This window comes from Streptomyces sp. MJM8645, from assembly GCF_001625365.1.
Lineage (GTDB): Bacteria > Actinomycetota > Actinomycetes > Streptomycetales > Streptomycetaceae > Kitasatospora.
Map to the genome: position 1 here is coordinate 2,975,745 of NZ_LJJF01000001.1, position 14,106 is coordinate 2,989,850.

Consider the following 14,106-nt stretch of genomic DNA (forward strand, 5'->3'; position numbering starts at 1 on the left):
GCCGCGGTCACGGCTGCCCGGCCGTGGGGACGCTCCCGCCCTGCGCGGGCACCCGGCCCGGCGCCGCCCGCGCCGGCTCGGGCACCCCGAGCGGAATGTCGGGGACGGCCCGGATGCCGTCCCCGGGCGGCGGCAGCACCGGCTGCCAGTCGTGTCCGGCCAGCGCGTCGATCAGCGCCCGGACCATCACCGGGTCGAACTGGCTGCCCGAGCAGCGCTCCAGTTCCGCCACGGCCTCGGCGACCGGGCGGCCGCGCCGGTAGGAGCGGGTGGAGGTCATCGAGTCGAAGGCGTCGGCGACCGAGATGATCCGGGCGAACTCGGGGATCTGCTCGCCGACCAGCCCGCTCGGGTAGCCCCGGCCGTCCATCCGTTCGTGGTGGTGCAGGATCCCGGCGTGCGCCTCGCCGAGGAAGGCGATCCCGCGCACCAGCTCGTACCCGTACACCGGGTGGATCTCGACGGCCCGCCGCTCCGCCTCGCTGAGGGGACCGTTTCTGCGCAGCAACTCGGTGGCCACGCCCAGCTTGCCGACGTCGTGCAGGATCCCCGCGAAGCGCAGGGTGCGCAGCCGCTCGGCCTCCATGCCGAGCTGACCGGCGATCAGCACCGAGGCCCGGCCGACCCGTTCGCTGTGCCCGCGGGTGTACGAGTCCTTGATCTCCACGGCCTGCACCAGCGACTGCACGGTGGCCTGGTGGGCGTCCCGCTCGCGCTGGCCCTGGGCGAACACCCAGGCCGAGATCGACAGTGGCAGCAGCGCCAGCAGTGCCGCGAACGCCCCGTACGGGCCCTGCCAGAGCACGGCCACCATCAGGCCGCCGGCCGCGTGCACGAGCACCGGCAGCCCGCACACCGCGACCGCCCCGCGCAGCAGCACGACGGGCCGGCGGTCCTCCGCGAGCATCAGCATCGCGCCCACCAGCACCCCGTTGACCAGGCAGAACGTGACGACGGCGGCGAAGCCGGGCAGCAGCGCGGCCGGGAAGCGGGAGCCGAGCAGCAGTTGCGGCCCGTGCAGCAGGTGGAAGGCGGCCGCGGAGGCGAAGGCGCACAGCGCGAGCTGGGAGCCGTTCCACAGCTGGCGGGTCCGGCAGCCGCGCCCGGCCGGGCCGCCGAGCACCGCGGCGGGCACCGCGACCAGTGCGGCGGCGGCCGGCGGCAGCATCAGCACGCCGGCGAACAGCACCGGGAAGAAGGCGTTGACCCCGGGGCGGGAGAGCGCCCGCTCGGGCGGCGGCGGGCGGCGCAGCAGTCGGCGGACCAGCCGCAGGCAGGGCGTCGGCAGGCCCTGGGCCAGCGACTCCCAGCAGCCGTGCAGGAAGGCCAGCAGCCCGACCTTGGGCCAGTCCACCGGGGCGCCGAGCCAGCGCGGGAGCCCGGGCGGCACGCCGGTCGGCAGCAGTGGCAGCAGGCAGCACAGCGCCGCCACCGGGACGGCCACCAGGTAGCGCATCGCCCCCTCCGGCAGGGCCGCGTCTTCGCCGTCGATAGCGATCTCGACCTCCCCGACGTCCGGGCCCGCGTTGCCTCAGCTCGCCGGGCGGACCGGCGGTGAGCGTCCGTCAGGAGGATAGGCCGCCACCCGGGCGCAAGGACGCATGATGGCGCGACGACGCTGCTGGCGCACCGCCAACTCACCCGAACGAGTGAGGGGCGCACGCAAGCACAACGGGAGCGGCCCCGGGAGCGCACGCTCCCGGGGCCGTCTGACTCCGTGTCCGGACCGCTCGGCCCGCCCTCGCCGGCGGGCCCGTCCGCTTGCTCCGCCCGGCCGTTGAACGACCGCCCAGCCGTTGAACGACCGCCCAGCCGTTGAACGGCCGCCCAGCCGTTGAACGGCCGCCCGGCTACTCCGCCGGGGCGCCCGCCTCGACGGTGGCACCGGGCCGGACCGTCGGCTCCTCCGGGGCCTCGCCGGCGGCCGGCGCCGGCCGGTCCGTCTCGACGTGCAGCTCGACCGTGGTGTCGACGGCGACCACCACCTGCTCGCCCGAACGCTGCCCCGCCCGGATCGAGTCGATCCTGGCCAGCACCTTGCTGCGCAGGTCAGCCGGGGTGTCGTCGCAGCCGCAGGAACGCTTGATCAGCGCCTTGATCGCCTGCTCCAGCCCGTACTGCTTCAGGCAGGGCGAGCACTCCTCGAAGTGCACCCGCAGCTTGGCGCAGTCGCCCTCGGCCATCTCGTTGTCGAGGAATTCGTAGAGGTGGTCGAGGACCTCGCCACACTCCGTGTCGTGCGGATCGCCGCAGCTCATGAGCCCGAGCCCTTCGCTTCCTGCCCTGCCCCGCTGCCGGCCGGGACGAGCCCGCGCTCACGGGCGTAATCCTCCAGCATGCCGCGCAGCTGACGGCGGCCGCGGTGCAGCCGGGACATCACCGTGCCGATGGGAGTACCCATGATGTCCGCGATCTCCTTGTACGCAAAGCCTTCTACGTCCGCGAGGTACACGGCGATCCGGAATTCCTCCGGAATGGCCTGGAGCGCGTCCTTCACATCGCTGTCGGGGAGGTGGTCGAGCGCCTGGGTCTCGGCCGAGCGCAGACCGGTCGACATGTGCGACTCGGCGCGGGCCAGCTGCCAGTCCTCGATCTCCTCCGCCGCCGTGCGCTGGGGCTCGCGCTGCTTCTTGCGGTACGAGTTGATGAACGTGTTGGTGAGGATGCGGTACAGCCAGGCCTTGAGGTTCGTGCCCTCGCGGAACTGGTGGAAGGACGCGTACGCCTTGGCGAACGCCTCCTGGAGCAGGTCCTCCGCGTCCGCGGGGTTGCGCGTCATGCGCAGCGCCGCCGAGTACATCGGATCCAGGTAGCCCAGGGCGTCGCGCTCGAAGCGCTCCCGCCGGGCCTCCTCGCTCTCCTGTGCCGACACCCGGAAGGTGTCCTCACCGATCGCCTCGGCCAGCTCCTCACCGGTGAGCGCCTCGCCCGTGGGCTGGCCCTCCTCCGGGCCCCGGCCCGGCTCGGCCTCGTGCTCGGTCCCGACGACCGGACCCACCTCCTCGGCATGGCGGGCACGACCCACGGCGGGCCGCCCCGAAATGGAGGATATCGGGCTGACGGGCTTCTCGCCCGCGACAATCCAGTCGGACCAGGCGGGGCCGAACGCCGCGGCGGCCTCGCGCTGCTCTGACCGCTCGGGGCACGCGATCGAACCCATCTGCCCTGCCTCTCAACCGGGAATCGTACTGACGAGAGTGCCAACCACCCCGACCCCGCCCGCATTCCCGCGCCCGCCCCGAAATCGCTCGTACGGGTGATCGAGCGGAAACCCCCCGTTCACGGCCGCCCCCGCCGCCCCCGCCGCCTCAGACGACCCGCAGCACCCAGTCCCCGACCGCCCGGCAGATCGCCTCCAGCACCTCGTCCTGCCCCACCGGCGCCCGCTTGGGCACGTCGAAACCGTGCCCGCCGTACGGCACCGCCACCAGCTCGTGCCCGGGAGGCAGCTCCGGGAACTCCTGCGGCCCGCCGAACGGATCCGCCGTACCCTGCACCACCAGCGTCGCCGCCCCCGACTCCAACAGCTCCTGCGCCCGGCTCTTCTCCGGCCGGCCCGGCGGGTGCAGCGGGAACGCCAGCGCCACCACCCCCACCGCCCCGCTCGCCGCCCCGGTCCGGCAGGCCACCCGCGCCCCGGCGCTGCGCCCGCCCACCACCAGCGGCAGCCCCTGACCGGCCAGCCGCCCGGCGACCGGGGTCCAGCCGCGGTCCAGCGTGCGCGGCGCCGGGGCGAGCCGCTTGCCCGCCACCCGCCAGGGCTGCTCCACCAGCGCCACGGTGATCCCGCGCGCCGGCAGCGCCGCGGCCAGCGCCACCAGGTCCCGGGCCTCGATCCCGCCGCCCGCGCCGTGACCGAGCGCCAGCAGCGCCTTCGGCGCACCGGCCCGGTGGTAGCTGATCCGGGCGTCCCCCACCTCGGTGGGGACGAGTTCGGTGGTCATCGTCGGTCGCTCCAACCGGCTCAGGCTCCCTCAGCTGTCAGGACTCAATCGTCGAACTTCAAACATTCAGACATCAGAACAGGGTGGTCTCGTACTCCGCCTCGGCCCACGGCTCCTTCAGCTCCGGGCCGTTGTTGCGGATGCTGCCGACCGCCGGCGAGACCGGGGTGGCCAGCAGCGCACCGGGCGGCGGCGGTATCAGCAGCCGGCGCAGCTCGTCCGGGTCGTCCAGCCCCGGGTCCAGCCACTCGCCGTAGGAGGCCGGGTCGAGGAACAGCGGCATCCGCTCGTGGATCGGCGCCAGCGACTCCTCGGCGTCGGTGGTGACGATGGTGAAGGTCACCAGCCAGGCCGCCGGATGGTCGGCCGGCACCGTCCGGTCGCGCCAGAACTCGTACAGCCCGGCCAGCGCCAGCGGGGTGCCGTCCGTCCGGGACACGAAGAACGGCTTCTTGCGCGCCTTGCCGCGCTCGCCCGGCACCGTCTGCCACTCGTAGTAGCCGTCCACCGGCAGGATGCACCGCCGCGAGGCGAACGCCTGCCGGTACGAGGGCTTCTCGTGCACCGTGTCCGAACGGGCGTTGATCATCTTCACCGCCGTCTCGGCCGACCGCGACCACTGAGGCACCAGGCCCCAGCGCAGCACCCTCAGCTGGCGCACCGGCCGCGCCCGGCCCTTCGGCACCCGCTCCAGCACCACGAAGGCGCTGGTGGTCGGGGCGACGTTCCAGTTGGGGGCCAGCGTCTCAGCCGGATCCCACTGCTCGACGCCGAACAGCTCGACGATGTCCTCGGGCTTGCCACTGGCTGCGAAGCGACCGCACATGCGGGCCAGCTTGCCATGCCCGCCCCGCTCACCACTTCTTCATCCCGCCAGGAGAACCGTCCGCTCCCGCCCGCCCGTCCCCGCATGGGAGGCTGCCCCGAACGGCCCAACGCAGCGGACGGAGGCGGAGACCAGACGATGAGCGCACAACCCACCGACCAGAACCTCGGCGAACTGTGGAACCAGGTCACCGGCACCCAGCCCGCGCCGCCCGGCTGGCTGGTGCTGGCCACCGCCGGCGCCGCCCTGCTCGCCGTCCTCGCCCGCCCGCTCTGGCACGTCACCCGCAACGCCGTGACCATCGCCCACGAAGGCGGCCACGGCCTGATCGCCCTCGTCACCGGCCGCCGGCTCGCCGGCATCCGGCTGCACTCCGACACCTCCGGCCTCACCCTCTCCTACGGCCGCCCCACCGGCCCCGGCATGATCCTCACCGCCGCCGCCGGCTACACCGCCCCCGCCCTGCTCGGCCTCGGCTGCGCCGCCCTGCTCTCCACCGGCCGGATCACCCTGCTGCTCTGGCTGGCCGTCGTCCTGCTGCTCGCCCTCCTGGTGCGCATCCGCAACGCCTTCGGCCTGTTCACCGTGCTGGTCGCCGGCGGCGCCTTCTTCCTGGTCTCGTGGTTCGGCAGCGCCGAGGTCCAGGCCGGCTTCGCCTACCTCGGCTGCTGGTTCCTGCTGTTCGGCGCCGTCCGCCCGGTCCTCGAACTCCAGCACCAGCGCCGCATCGGCTGGGCCCGCGACTCCGACGCCGACCAGCTGGCCCGCCTCACCCACATCCCCGGCCTCGCCTGGATCACCGTCTTCCTGCTCACCGCCCTCGCCTGCCTCGCCCTGAGCGCGACCTGGCTGCTCCAGCCCCTGCACTGAACCCCACCCTCGGCGCGAACCTGCTGCTCCGGCCCCTGCGCCGGGCCGCCCCCGCGGCACGGGCCTGCTGCCACAACCCCTGCACCGGGCCTCCCCCGTCCCGCCATGCGGTTGGCGCAGGGGCCGTTCCGGTACGGCCCCTAAACTTGCCCCCATGACCGAGACCCTGTGGCCCGCCCCCGTCGCGACCACCCCCGTTGACGCCACCGTCACCATCCCCGGCTCCAAGTCGGTCACCAACCGAGCCCTGGTGCTGGCGGCGCTCGCCGACGAGCCCGGCTGGGTGCGCCGGCCGCTGCGCAGCCGCGACTCCCAGCTGATGGCCGACGGCCTGCGCGCCCTCGGCGTCGGCATCGAGGAGAAGGTCAACAACGACTCCGGCGGCACCGGCGGCGGCGAGGCCTGGCGGGTCATCCCGACCCCCGCGCTGCGCGGCCCCGCCTCGATCGACGTCGGCAACGCCGGCACCGTGATGCGCTTCCTGCCCCCGCTCGCCGTCCTCGCCGACGGCCCGGTGCACTTCGACGGCGACCCGCGCAGCTACGAGCGCCCCCAGCACGGCGTGATCAATGCCCTGCGCGCGCTCGGCGCCCGGATCGACGACGGCGGCCGCGGCGCCTTCCCGCTGACCGTGCACGGCACCGGCGCGCTCGACGGCGGCCCGGTCGAGCTGGACGCCTCCTCCTCGTCCCAGTTCGTCTCCGCCCTGCTGCTCTCCGGCGCCCGCTACAACCAGGGCGTCGAGGTCCGGCACGTCGGCGGCCCGGTGCCGTCGCTGCCGCACATCCGGATGACCGTCGAGATGCTGCGCCTGGCCGGCGTCCAGGTCGACGCCCCCGAGGACGGCGGCGAGAAGGACGTCTGGCGGGTCACCCCCGGCGCCCTGATCGGCCGCGACCTGGTGGTCGAGCCGGACCTCTCCAACGCCGCGCCGTTCTTCGCCGCCGCCCTGGTCACCGGCGGCCGGGTGACGGTCCGCGACTGGCCCAAGCACACCAGCCAGCCCGGCGACCAGCTGCGCGAGATCTACACCCGGATGGGCGGCGCCTGCGAGTTCACCGACGAGGGCCTGCAGTTCACCGGCACCGGCCGGATCCACGGCATCGAGGCGGACCTGCACGACGTCGGCGAGCTCACCCCGGTGATCGCCGCCGTCGCCGCACTGGCCGACTCCGAGTCCCACCTGTACGGCATCGCCCACCTGCGGCTGCACGAGACCGACCGGCTCGCCGCGCTCGCCAAGGAGATCAACGACCTCGGCGGCGACGTCACCGAGACCGAGGACGGCCTGCGCATCCGCCCGCGCCCGCTGCACGGCGGCGTCTTCCACACCTACGAGGACCACCGCCTGGCCACCGCCGCCGCCGTGGTCGGCCTGGCCGTGCCCGGCGTCGAGGTGGAGAACGTGGCCACCACCGCCAAGACCCTGCCGGACTTCCCGAAGATGTGGGCGGAACTGCTCGGCGAAGCGGTGGCGGACGCCTGAGCGGAGACTGAGCACATGCGCCGCTACGGCAAGGACGCCGACGAGGACGACATCCGCAACCGCCCCGCCCGCCGGGGATCCCGGCCGCGGACCCGGATCCGGCCCAAACACGATGACGCCGCCGAGGCGATGGTGCTGACCGTCGACCGCGGCCGGCTGACCTGCCTGATCGACCCGGGCACCAAGCAGGAACGCGAGATCGTCGCCATGAAGGCCCGCGAGCTGGGCCGCAAGGGCGTCGTCGTGGGCGACGTGGTCAACATCGTCGGCGACCTCTCCGGGGACACCGACACGCTCGCCCGGATCGTCCGGGTCGAGGAGCGCAGCTCGGTGCTGCGGCGCACCGCGGACGACGACGACCCGTACGAGCGGATCGTCGTCGCCAACGCCCAGCAGCTGGCCATCGTCACCGCGCTGGCCGACCCGGAGCCCCGGCCCCGGCTGATCGACCGCTGCCTGGTGGCCGCCTACGACGCGGGCATGGAGCCGCTGCTCGTGCTCACCAAGGCCGACCTCGCCCCGGCCGGGCCGCTGCTGGAGTCGTACGCGCCGCTCGGCATCGACTACGTGGTCACCCGTCGGGACGAACTGGAGACGGAGGGCGCCGAGGCCGTCCGCGCGCACCTGCGCGGCCTCTCCACGGTGTTCATCGGCCACTCCGGCGTCGGCAAGACCACCCTGGTCAACGCCCTCGTCCCGGACCACCAGCGGCAGACCGGCCGGGTCAACGCGGTCACCGGGCGCGGCCGGCACACCACCGTGTCCGCCCTGGCACTGCGGCTGCCCCCGCCGCCGGGCGCGAAGCCGGGCTCCAAGAAGGCGCTGGACCCGGGCTGGGTGATCGACACCCCGGGCTTCCGCTCCTTCGGCCTCTCGCACATCGACCCGTCCCGGGTCATCCACGCCTTCCCCGACCTGGAGCCCGGCACCGCCGACTGCCCGCGCGCCTGCAGCCACGACGAACCGGACTGCGCGCTGGACGCCTGGGTCGCCGACGGCCACGCCGAGGGCGCCCGGCTCTACTCGCTGCGCCGGCTGCTGGCCAGCAAGGAGGCCCGCGAGGGCGACTGACCCGGGCGGCGGTTTTACCGTCCCATGGGTTTCCCGACCGTTCGAGGTGTCGGACCGCGCCGGCCTGGCGATCATAGGAAGGTCGGGCCACCGCGCGGTCCGACCCGTCGATCGACAGGGAGGGCACGCGATGGCATGGGCCTTGGTGGTCCTGGCCGGCCTGCTGGAGACCGGCTTCGCGATCAACCTCAAGCTCAGCGAGGGCTTCACCAAGCTCTGGCCCACCATCAGCTTCTGCGTGTTCGCCCTGGGCAGCTTCGGCCTGCTCACGCTGTCCCTGAAGAGCCTGCCGGTCGGCCCCGCCTACGCGGTGTGGACGGGCATCGGCGCGGCCGGCACCGCCATCTACGGCATGGTCTTCCTGGACGAGACCACCTCGGTGCTGAAGCTGGTCTCGATCTCCCTGGTGATCGCCGGCGTGATCGGCCTCCAGCTCAGCGGATCGGCGCACTGACCGTCACCGGCCCACCCCTGCCACCGGCCCGCTCCTGCTGCTCGCCCGCTCGCCGCCGGCAGGCCGTCCCGGTCCGCGAGCCCGGCTGTCCCGATCCGGGCGGGATCGCTAGGGTTTCGGACATGGCCGATTACCACGACGATCTCCGACTCGCCCACGTCCTCGCCGACTCGGCCGACTCGGTCACCCTGGAGCGCTTCCGCGCCCTCGACCTGAAGGTCGAGACCAAGCCCGACCTCACCCCCGTGAGCGACGCCGACAAGGCCGCCGAGGAGCTCGTCCGCAGCGTGCTGCAGCGCGCCCGCCCGCGCGACGCGGTGCTCGGCGAGGAGTTCGGCCTCCAGGGCTCCGGCCCGCGCCGCTGGGTGATCGACCCGATCGACGGCACCAAGAACTACATCCGCGGCGTCCCGGTCTGGGCCACCCTGATCGCCCTGCTGGAGGACGGCCCGGACGGCGTCGAGCGCCCGGTGGTCGGCATCGTCTCCGCCCCTGCGCTGCAGCGCCGCTGGTGGGCGGCCAAGGACCTCGGCGCCTACGCCGGACGCAGCCTCACCAAGGCCTCCCGGATCCACGTCTCCGGCGTCTCCCGGATCGAGGACGCCTCCTTCTCCTACTCCTCGCTCTCCGGCTGGGAGGAGCGCGGCCGCCTCGACCCCTTCCTGGACCTCACCCGCGCCTGCTGGCGCACCCGCGCCTACGGCGACTTCTGGTCCTACATGATGGTGGCCGAGGGCGCGGTCGACATCGCCGCCGAACCCGAGCTGTCGCTCTGGGACATGGCCGCCAACTGCGTCATCGTCGAGGAGGCCGGCGGCCGCTTCACCGGCCTGGACGGCGTGCCCGGCCCCGGCGGCGCCGACGCCGTCGCCAGCAACGGCATCCTCCACGAGGAGACCCTGCGCCGCCTGAGCGTCTAAGGGCTCTCCTGCGCGGCCGAACGTGGTGCGGGCCCGGTCGACCAGTCCTCTGGTCGACCGGGCCCGCCGCTCATCGGGGCGCGTCCCGGCTACTGCTTGCGCAGCTCCCGGACGGCCGCCTCCAGCCGCTGCCCGTAGTCGGCGTCGGCCTTGCGGAAGTTGTCGACCGCCCGCTCGACGATGTCCTCGCGGTCGGCGGAGACCTTAGCGATGAAGCCGGCCAGGTTGGCGATCAGTCGCTGCTTCTCGTCCTCCGAGAACAGCCGGTACAGGTTGCCGGCCTGCACGAAGTCATCGTCCTCTGCGTGCGAGGGCGCCTCGTGGTTGCCGGTGGCGCCGGTGACCGCGGTGGCGGCCCACAGCGGGCGGCCGGTCTGCACCGGGCCGCCGAAGCTGTTCGGCTCGTAGTTCTTCTGGCGGCCGTGGCGGCCGTCGTACAGGTGGCCGTCGCGGCTGTTGGTGCGCGCCTCGGTGGCGTGCGGGCGGTTCACCGGCAGGTGGTCGGCGTTGATGCCGACGCGGTAGCGGTGGGCGTCCGCGTACGCGAACAGGCGGCCCTGCAGCATCTTGTCGGGGGACGGGCCGATGCCGGGCACGAAGTGCGACGGGGAGAAGATCGACTGCTCGACCTCGGCGAAGACGTTGTCGGGGTTGCGGTTGAGCTCCAGCCGCCCGATCTCGACCGGCGGGTAGTCGGCGTGCGGCCAGACCTTGGTGAGGTCGAAGGGGTTGAAGCGGTACTGCGCCGCGTCGGCCGCCGGCATGATCTGGACCTGCACGGTCCAGCTGGGGAACTCACCGCGCTCGATCGACTCGCGCAGGTCGCGCTGGTGGCTGTCCGGGTCCTCGCCGGCCAGCCGGTTGGCCTCGTCCTGGGTGAGGTTCCTGATGCCCTGGTCGGTCTTGAAGTGGTACTTGACCCAGAAGTGCTCGCCGGCCTCGTTCTGCCACTGGAAGGTGTGCGAGCCGTAGCCGTTGAGGTGGCGGTAGCTGGCCGGGATGCCGCGGTCGCCGAACAGCCAGGTCACCTGGTGGGTGGCCTCGGGCGACAGGCCCCAGAAGTCCCAGACGTTGTCCGCCTCCTGGGAGCCGGTGTACGGGTCGCGCTTCTGGGTGTGGATGAAGTCGGGGAACTTCACGGCGTCCTTGATGAAGAACACCGGGGTGTTGTTGCCGACGAGGTCGTAGTTGCCCTCCTCGGTGTAGAACTTCAGCGCGAAGCCGCGTGGGTCGCGCACCGCGTCGGCCGAGCCGAGGTTGCCGGCCACGGTGGAGAACCGCAGGAAGACCTCGGTCTGCTTGCCGACCTCGGACAGGAACGAGGCCCGGGTGTAGGGCGCCAGGTCGGCGGTCACCGTGAAGGTGCCGTAGGCCGCCGCGCCGCGGGCGTGCACCACGCGCTCCGGGATCCGCTCGCGGTTGAAGTGCGCGAGCTTCTCGAAGAGCTGCTGGTCCTGGATGAGCGCCGGGCCGCCGGGGCCCGCGGTCTCGGTGTTCTGGTTGTCGGCGACGGGGGCACCCGCCTCCGTGGTGAGGGTGGGGCGCAGCTCGTCCTGGGTCGTCATAAGAGGGCCTCCGCGTTATCCGGTCGTGACGACTCGATCCTAACTTGGACTTTGTCCAAGTCAACACTGGAACCAATCTAAGAGCGTGACTTACCCTGTTCCCATGAGCGACCTGCTGGAACGACTTCGCGGACGCGGCTGGCGGCTGACCTCACAGCGCCGGGTCGTGGCCGAGGTCCTCGACGGCGACCACGTCCACCTCACCGCGGACGAGGTGCACGCCCGCGCCGTCGCCCGCCTGCCCGAGATCAGCCGCGCGACCGTCTACAACACCCTCGGCGAACTGGTCGGCCTCGGCGAGGTCCTGGAGGTCGCCACCAACGGGCGCGCCAAGCGCTACGACCCCAACGCCCACCGCGCCCACCAGCACCTGGTCTGCTCCGGCTGCGGCGCCATCCGCGACGTCCACCCGCACGGCGACCCGCTCGCCGCCCTCCCGGCCGGCGAACGCTTCGGCTTCACCGTCACCACCGCCGAGGTCACCTACCGCGGCCTGTGCCCGGACTGCACGGGCACGCCGTAACGCGGCCCCGCCCGCCCGGCGGGAACCGCCGCACCCGCCCTACGCGCTCAGCTCCGCGTGCAGCGCGCCCAGCAGGCGCCCGGCCCGCTCCGCCACCTCGGCCGGCCCGTAGTCGGCCGCCCGGCGGCACCAGTTCTCCGCCTGCACCGGCTCCCCCCGGCGCAGCGCCAGCAGCGCCAGGCGCAGCGCCGCCCGCCCGTGCCCGGCGTCGGCCGCCCTGGTGTACCAGAGCATCGCCTGCGCCTCGCGGTCCTGCCGGGCCAGCAGCAGCCCCAGGTTGAAGGCGGCGCTGCGGCTGCCGGCCTCGGCCGCCCGCCGGTACCAGCTCTCGGCGATCTCCAGCGCGCCGCGCTCGGCCGCCCGCACCCCCATCCGCACCTGTGCCCGCCGGTGCCCGGCATCGGCCGCCAGCGCGTACCAGTGCTCGGCCTCGGTGTCCGCGTCACCGCGCCGGTCCAGCACCGAGGCCAGCCGGAACGCGCCCTCCGCCGACCCGCCGGACGCCGCCTGCCGGTAGCGCTCCAGCGCGCCGGCCAGGTTGCCCCGCTGCTCCTGGGCGACGGCCAGTTGCAGCGCGGCCTCGCCGTGGCCCTCGGCGGCGGCCCGCGCGTACCACTCCTGGGCCTGCCGCTGCTCGCCGCGCCCGGCGTGCAGCACGCCCAGGTTGAACGCGCCGTCCACGCTGCCGGCCTCGGCCGCCTTGGAGAACCACGGCTCGGCGCCGGTCTCCTCGCCGCGTTGCAACAGCACCACGGCCAGCGCGTTGCAGGCCTCTCGGTGCCCGGCGTACGCGGCCCGGCGGTACCACTGCTCGGCCTGCTGGTCGCGGCCGGTGGCGACGCAGAGCAGGCCGAGGTTGAAGGCGCCGTTCTGGTCGCCCGCGTCCAGGGCGGTGCGGTACCAGCGCTCGGCCTCCTTGGCCTCGCCGCGGCCGGCGTGCAGGGCGCCCAGCGCGTTGGCGGCGTTGCCGTCGCCGGCCTCGGCGGCCTCCCGCCACCACTCGGCGGCGGCGGCCAGGTCCCCGGAGTCGCGCAGCAGGAAGCCCAGCGCGCAGGCGGCGCGCGGCTCGCCGTTCTGCGCGGACTGCCGGTACCAGCGGGCGGCCTCCTCCAGCAGCGACTGGTCGGTGGCGGCGCGCTCCTCCAGCAGCACGCCCAGGCGCAGCGCGGCGCGGGCGTGGCCGCGGGCGGCGGCGGTGCGGTACCAGGCCTCGGCGGTCTCCTTGTCCCCGGCGGCCTCGCGCATCCGGGCCAGCCGGTAGGCGGCCTCCCGGTGCCCGGCGTCGGCGGAGACCTTGAACCAGCGCTCGGCGCGCACGTCGCGCCGGTGCTCCATCAGGTCGCCCAGCGCGTAGGCGCCGAGCGGGTGGCCGTGGTCGGCGGCGAAGTGCAGCCAGTACTCGGCGGCCTCCTCCTCGCCCTGGTCGCGCAGTTGGAGCCCGAGCGCGTGCGCGGCGGGGGCGCTGCCGGCCACCGCGGCATGGCGCCACCACTGGGCGGCCTCGGCCCGGTGGCCCTGCTGGTGCAGCAGCACGCCGAGGTTGTTGGCGGCGGCGCGCGTCCCGGCGGCCGCGGCGGCGCGCAGGTAGGGCTCGGCGTCCTCCAGGTCGCCGCGGCGCAGCAGCAGGGTACCGAGCCGGCTGGCGGCGTCCGGGTCGCCGTCGTCGGCGGCCTGCCGGTGGCGGGCCTCCAGCGCGGCGCTCTCGCGGGCGGCCAGCGCGGTCTCGAAGCTGGTGGTGTCCAGGCCGGCCGGGTCGAGCGCGGCGGCGTTCGGGCCGTCGGCGGCGGCGCCGTCGGGCCCGTACGGGCGGACGGCGTCGACGAACTGACGGGTGGACACGTGGACCAGGCTGTCGGGGCCGTAGCCGGCGACCGGGGGGCGCTCGGACAGGCCGCTGGTGCGCTGGGCGGGCAGGGCTCCGGGGCGGCTCTCGGGGCTCTCCGCCCAGGCGTCGGTATCCGCCTCGGTGGCCGCCGCGGACTTGGTGCCTGACCCGTTCTTGCCGATCAGCCTCATGCCGACTCCCGCTCCCCCAGAGTGTCGCGGCATCGTGCCCCGGCCCGCGGCCGGGGGGACCCCCAGGGGAGGCGCCGGAACCGACGGCCGGTCAGCAGCCGCGCACCGTCCCCCATGTGTCCCATCGTCGCACCACCCGCAACCCGCGTACACCTGCCCCGGCCGAATTCGGGCGGGGCCGACCCGAAGCCGACGAAATTGCTTCGGCGCTTTGTCGATTTCCCGACACTCGGACCCCACAAACCCCTTGCCGTCGTCGTTGGCGACGGTTGATGGTACCGGAGCGGTTCCCGCCGCTTCGGGGGGAAAACGCCAGAGGCCCGGAGGAAGAATCCTCCGGGCCTCTGTCCACTGAGTAGCGGGGACAGGATTTGAACCTGCGACCTCTGGGTTATGAGCCCAGCGAGCTACCGAGCTGCTCCACCCCGCGT

Annotated in this window: 13 protein-coding genes and 1 tRNA gene; 6 read left to right on the forward strand and 8 right to left on the reverse strand. The window is 73.9% G+C overall.

Annotation, left to right across the window (positions count from 1 at the left end):
- Nucleotides 1–7 precede the first annotated feature (7 nt).
- The 5 genes from A6F73_RS12590 to A6F73_RS12610 form a co-directional block, all read right to left on the reverse strand.
- Nucleotides 8–1,456: an HD-GYP domain-containing protein gene (locus A6F73_RS12590; protein WP_063347883.1), complete on the reverse strand. Its 1,449-nt coding sequence runs from the start codon at nt 1,454–1,456 to the stop codon at nt 8–10.
- Nucleotides 1,457–1,850: 394 nt separating this feature from the next.
- Nucleotides 1,851–2,258: a mycothiol system anti-sigma-R factor gene (gene rsrA, locus A6F73_RS12595; RefSeq protein ID WP_079135634.1), complete on the reverse strand. Its 408-nt coding sequence runs from the start codon at nt 2,256–2,258 to the stop codon at nt 1,851–1,853.
- The gene (locus tag A6F73_RS12600; protein WP_063351149.1) at nt 2,255–2,998 is read right to left on the reverse strand and encodes a sigma-70 family RNA polymerase sigma factor; all 744 of its coding nucleotides are present in this window, start codon (nt 2,996–2,998) and stop codon (nt 2,255–2,257) included. The genes rsrA and A6F73_RS12600 overlap by 4 nt, the downstream gene beginning before the upstream one ends.
- Before the next feature lie 310 nt (nt 2,999–3,308).
- Entirely contained in the window at nt 3,309–3,944 is a 636-nt protein-coding gene (locus A6F73_RS12605) for an alpha/beta family hydrolase (protein ID WP_063347884.1), read from the reverse strand.
- A 73-nt stretch (nt 3,945–4,017) separates the two neighbouring features.
- Complete coding sequence (locus tag A6F73_RS12610; protein ID WP_063347885.1) at nt 4,018–4,770, reverse strand: SOS response-associated peptidase; 753 nt, start codon at nt 4,768–4,770, stop codon at nt 4,018–4,020.
- Between the two features lie 138 nt (nt 4,771–4,908).
- On the opposite strand from A6F73_RS12610, the gene A6F73_RS12615 reads away from it, so the two are divergent.
- From A6F73_RS12615 to hisN, 5 genes are all read left to right on the forward strand, one after another.
- Entirely contained in the window at nt 4,909–5,640 is a 732-nt protein-coding gene (locus A6F73_RS12615) for a M50 family metallopeptidase (RefSeq protein ID WP_063347886.1), read from the forward strand.
- A 154-nt stretch (nt 5,641–5,794) separates the two neighbouring features.
- Complete coding sequence (gene aroA / locus A6F73_RS12620; protein WP_063347887.1) at nt 5,795–7,126, forward strand: 3-phosphoshikimate 1-carboxyvinyltransferase; 1,332 nt, start codon at nt 5,795–5,797, stop codon at nt 7,124–7,126.
- 15 nt (nt 7,127–7,141) lie between these two features.
- Nucleotides 7,142–8,197, forward strand: coding sequence for a ribosome small subunit-dependent GTPase A (gene rsgA, locus A6F73_RS12625; RefSeq protein WP_063347888.1), 1,056 nt, complete (start codon nt 7,142–7,144; stop codon nt 8,195–8,197).
- Between the two features lie 130 nt (nt 8,198–8,327).
- Entirely contained in the window at nt 8,328–8,651 is a 324-nt protein-coding gene (locus A6F73_RS12630; RefSeq protein ID WP_063347889.1) for a multidrug efflux SMR transporter, read from the forward strand.
- Between the two features lie 122 nt (nt 8,652–8,773).
- Nucleotides 8,774–9,571, forward strand: a complete 798-nt coding sequence (hisN, locus tag A6F73_RS12635) for a histidinol-phosphatase (RefSeq protein WP_063347890.1) — start codon at nt 8,774–8,776, stop codon at nt 9,569–9,571.
- An 89-nt stretch (nt 9,572–9,660) separates the two neighbouring features.
- On the opposite strand, the gene A6F73_RS12640 is transcribed toward hisN, so the two are convergent.
- Nucleotides 9,661–11,136: a catalase gene (locus A6F73_RS12640; RefSeq protein ID WP_063347891.1), complete on the reverse strand. Its 1,476-nt coding sequence runs from the start codon at nt 11,134–11,136 to the stop codon at nt 9,661–9,663.
- Between the two features lie 103 nt (nt 11,137–11,239).
- Here A6F73_RS12640 and A6F73_RS12645 point away from each other — a divergent pair, with 103 nt between their 5' ends.
- Nucleotides 11,240–11,659, forward strand: coding sequence for a Fur family transcriptional regulator (locus A6F73_RS12645; protein WP_063347892.1), 420 nt, complete (start codon nt 11,240–11,242; stop codon nt 11,657–11,659).
- Between the two features lie 39 nt (nt 11,660–11,698).
- Here A6F73_RS12645 and A6F73_RS43995 read toward each other — a convergent pair whose 3' ends face one another.
- Together A6F73_RS43995 and A6F73_RS12655 are read right to left on the reverse strand one after the other, a co-directional pair.
- The gene (locus A6F73_RS43995) at nt 11,699–13,675 is read right to left on the reverse strand and encodes a tetratricopeptide repeat protein (RefSeq protein ID WP_159398438.1); all 1,977 of its coding nucleotides are present in this window, start codon (nt 13,673–13,675) and stop codon (nt 11,699–11,701) included.
- A gap of 356 nt (nt 13,676–14,031) precedes the next feature.
- A tRNA-Met gene (locus A6F73_RS12655) sits at nt 14,032–14,105 on the reverse strand.
- Nucleotide 14,106 lies beyond the last annotated feature (1 nt).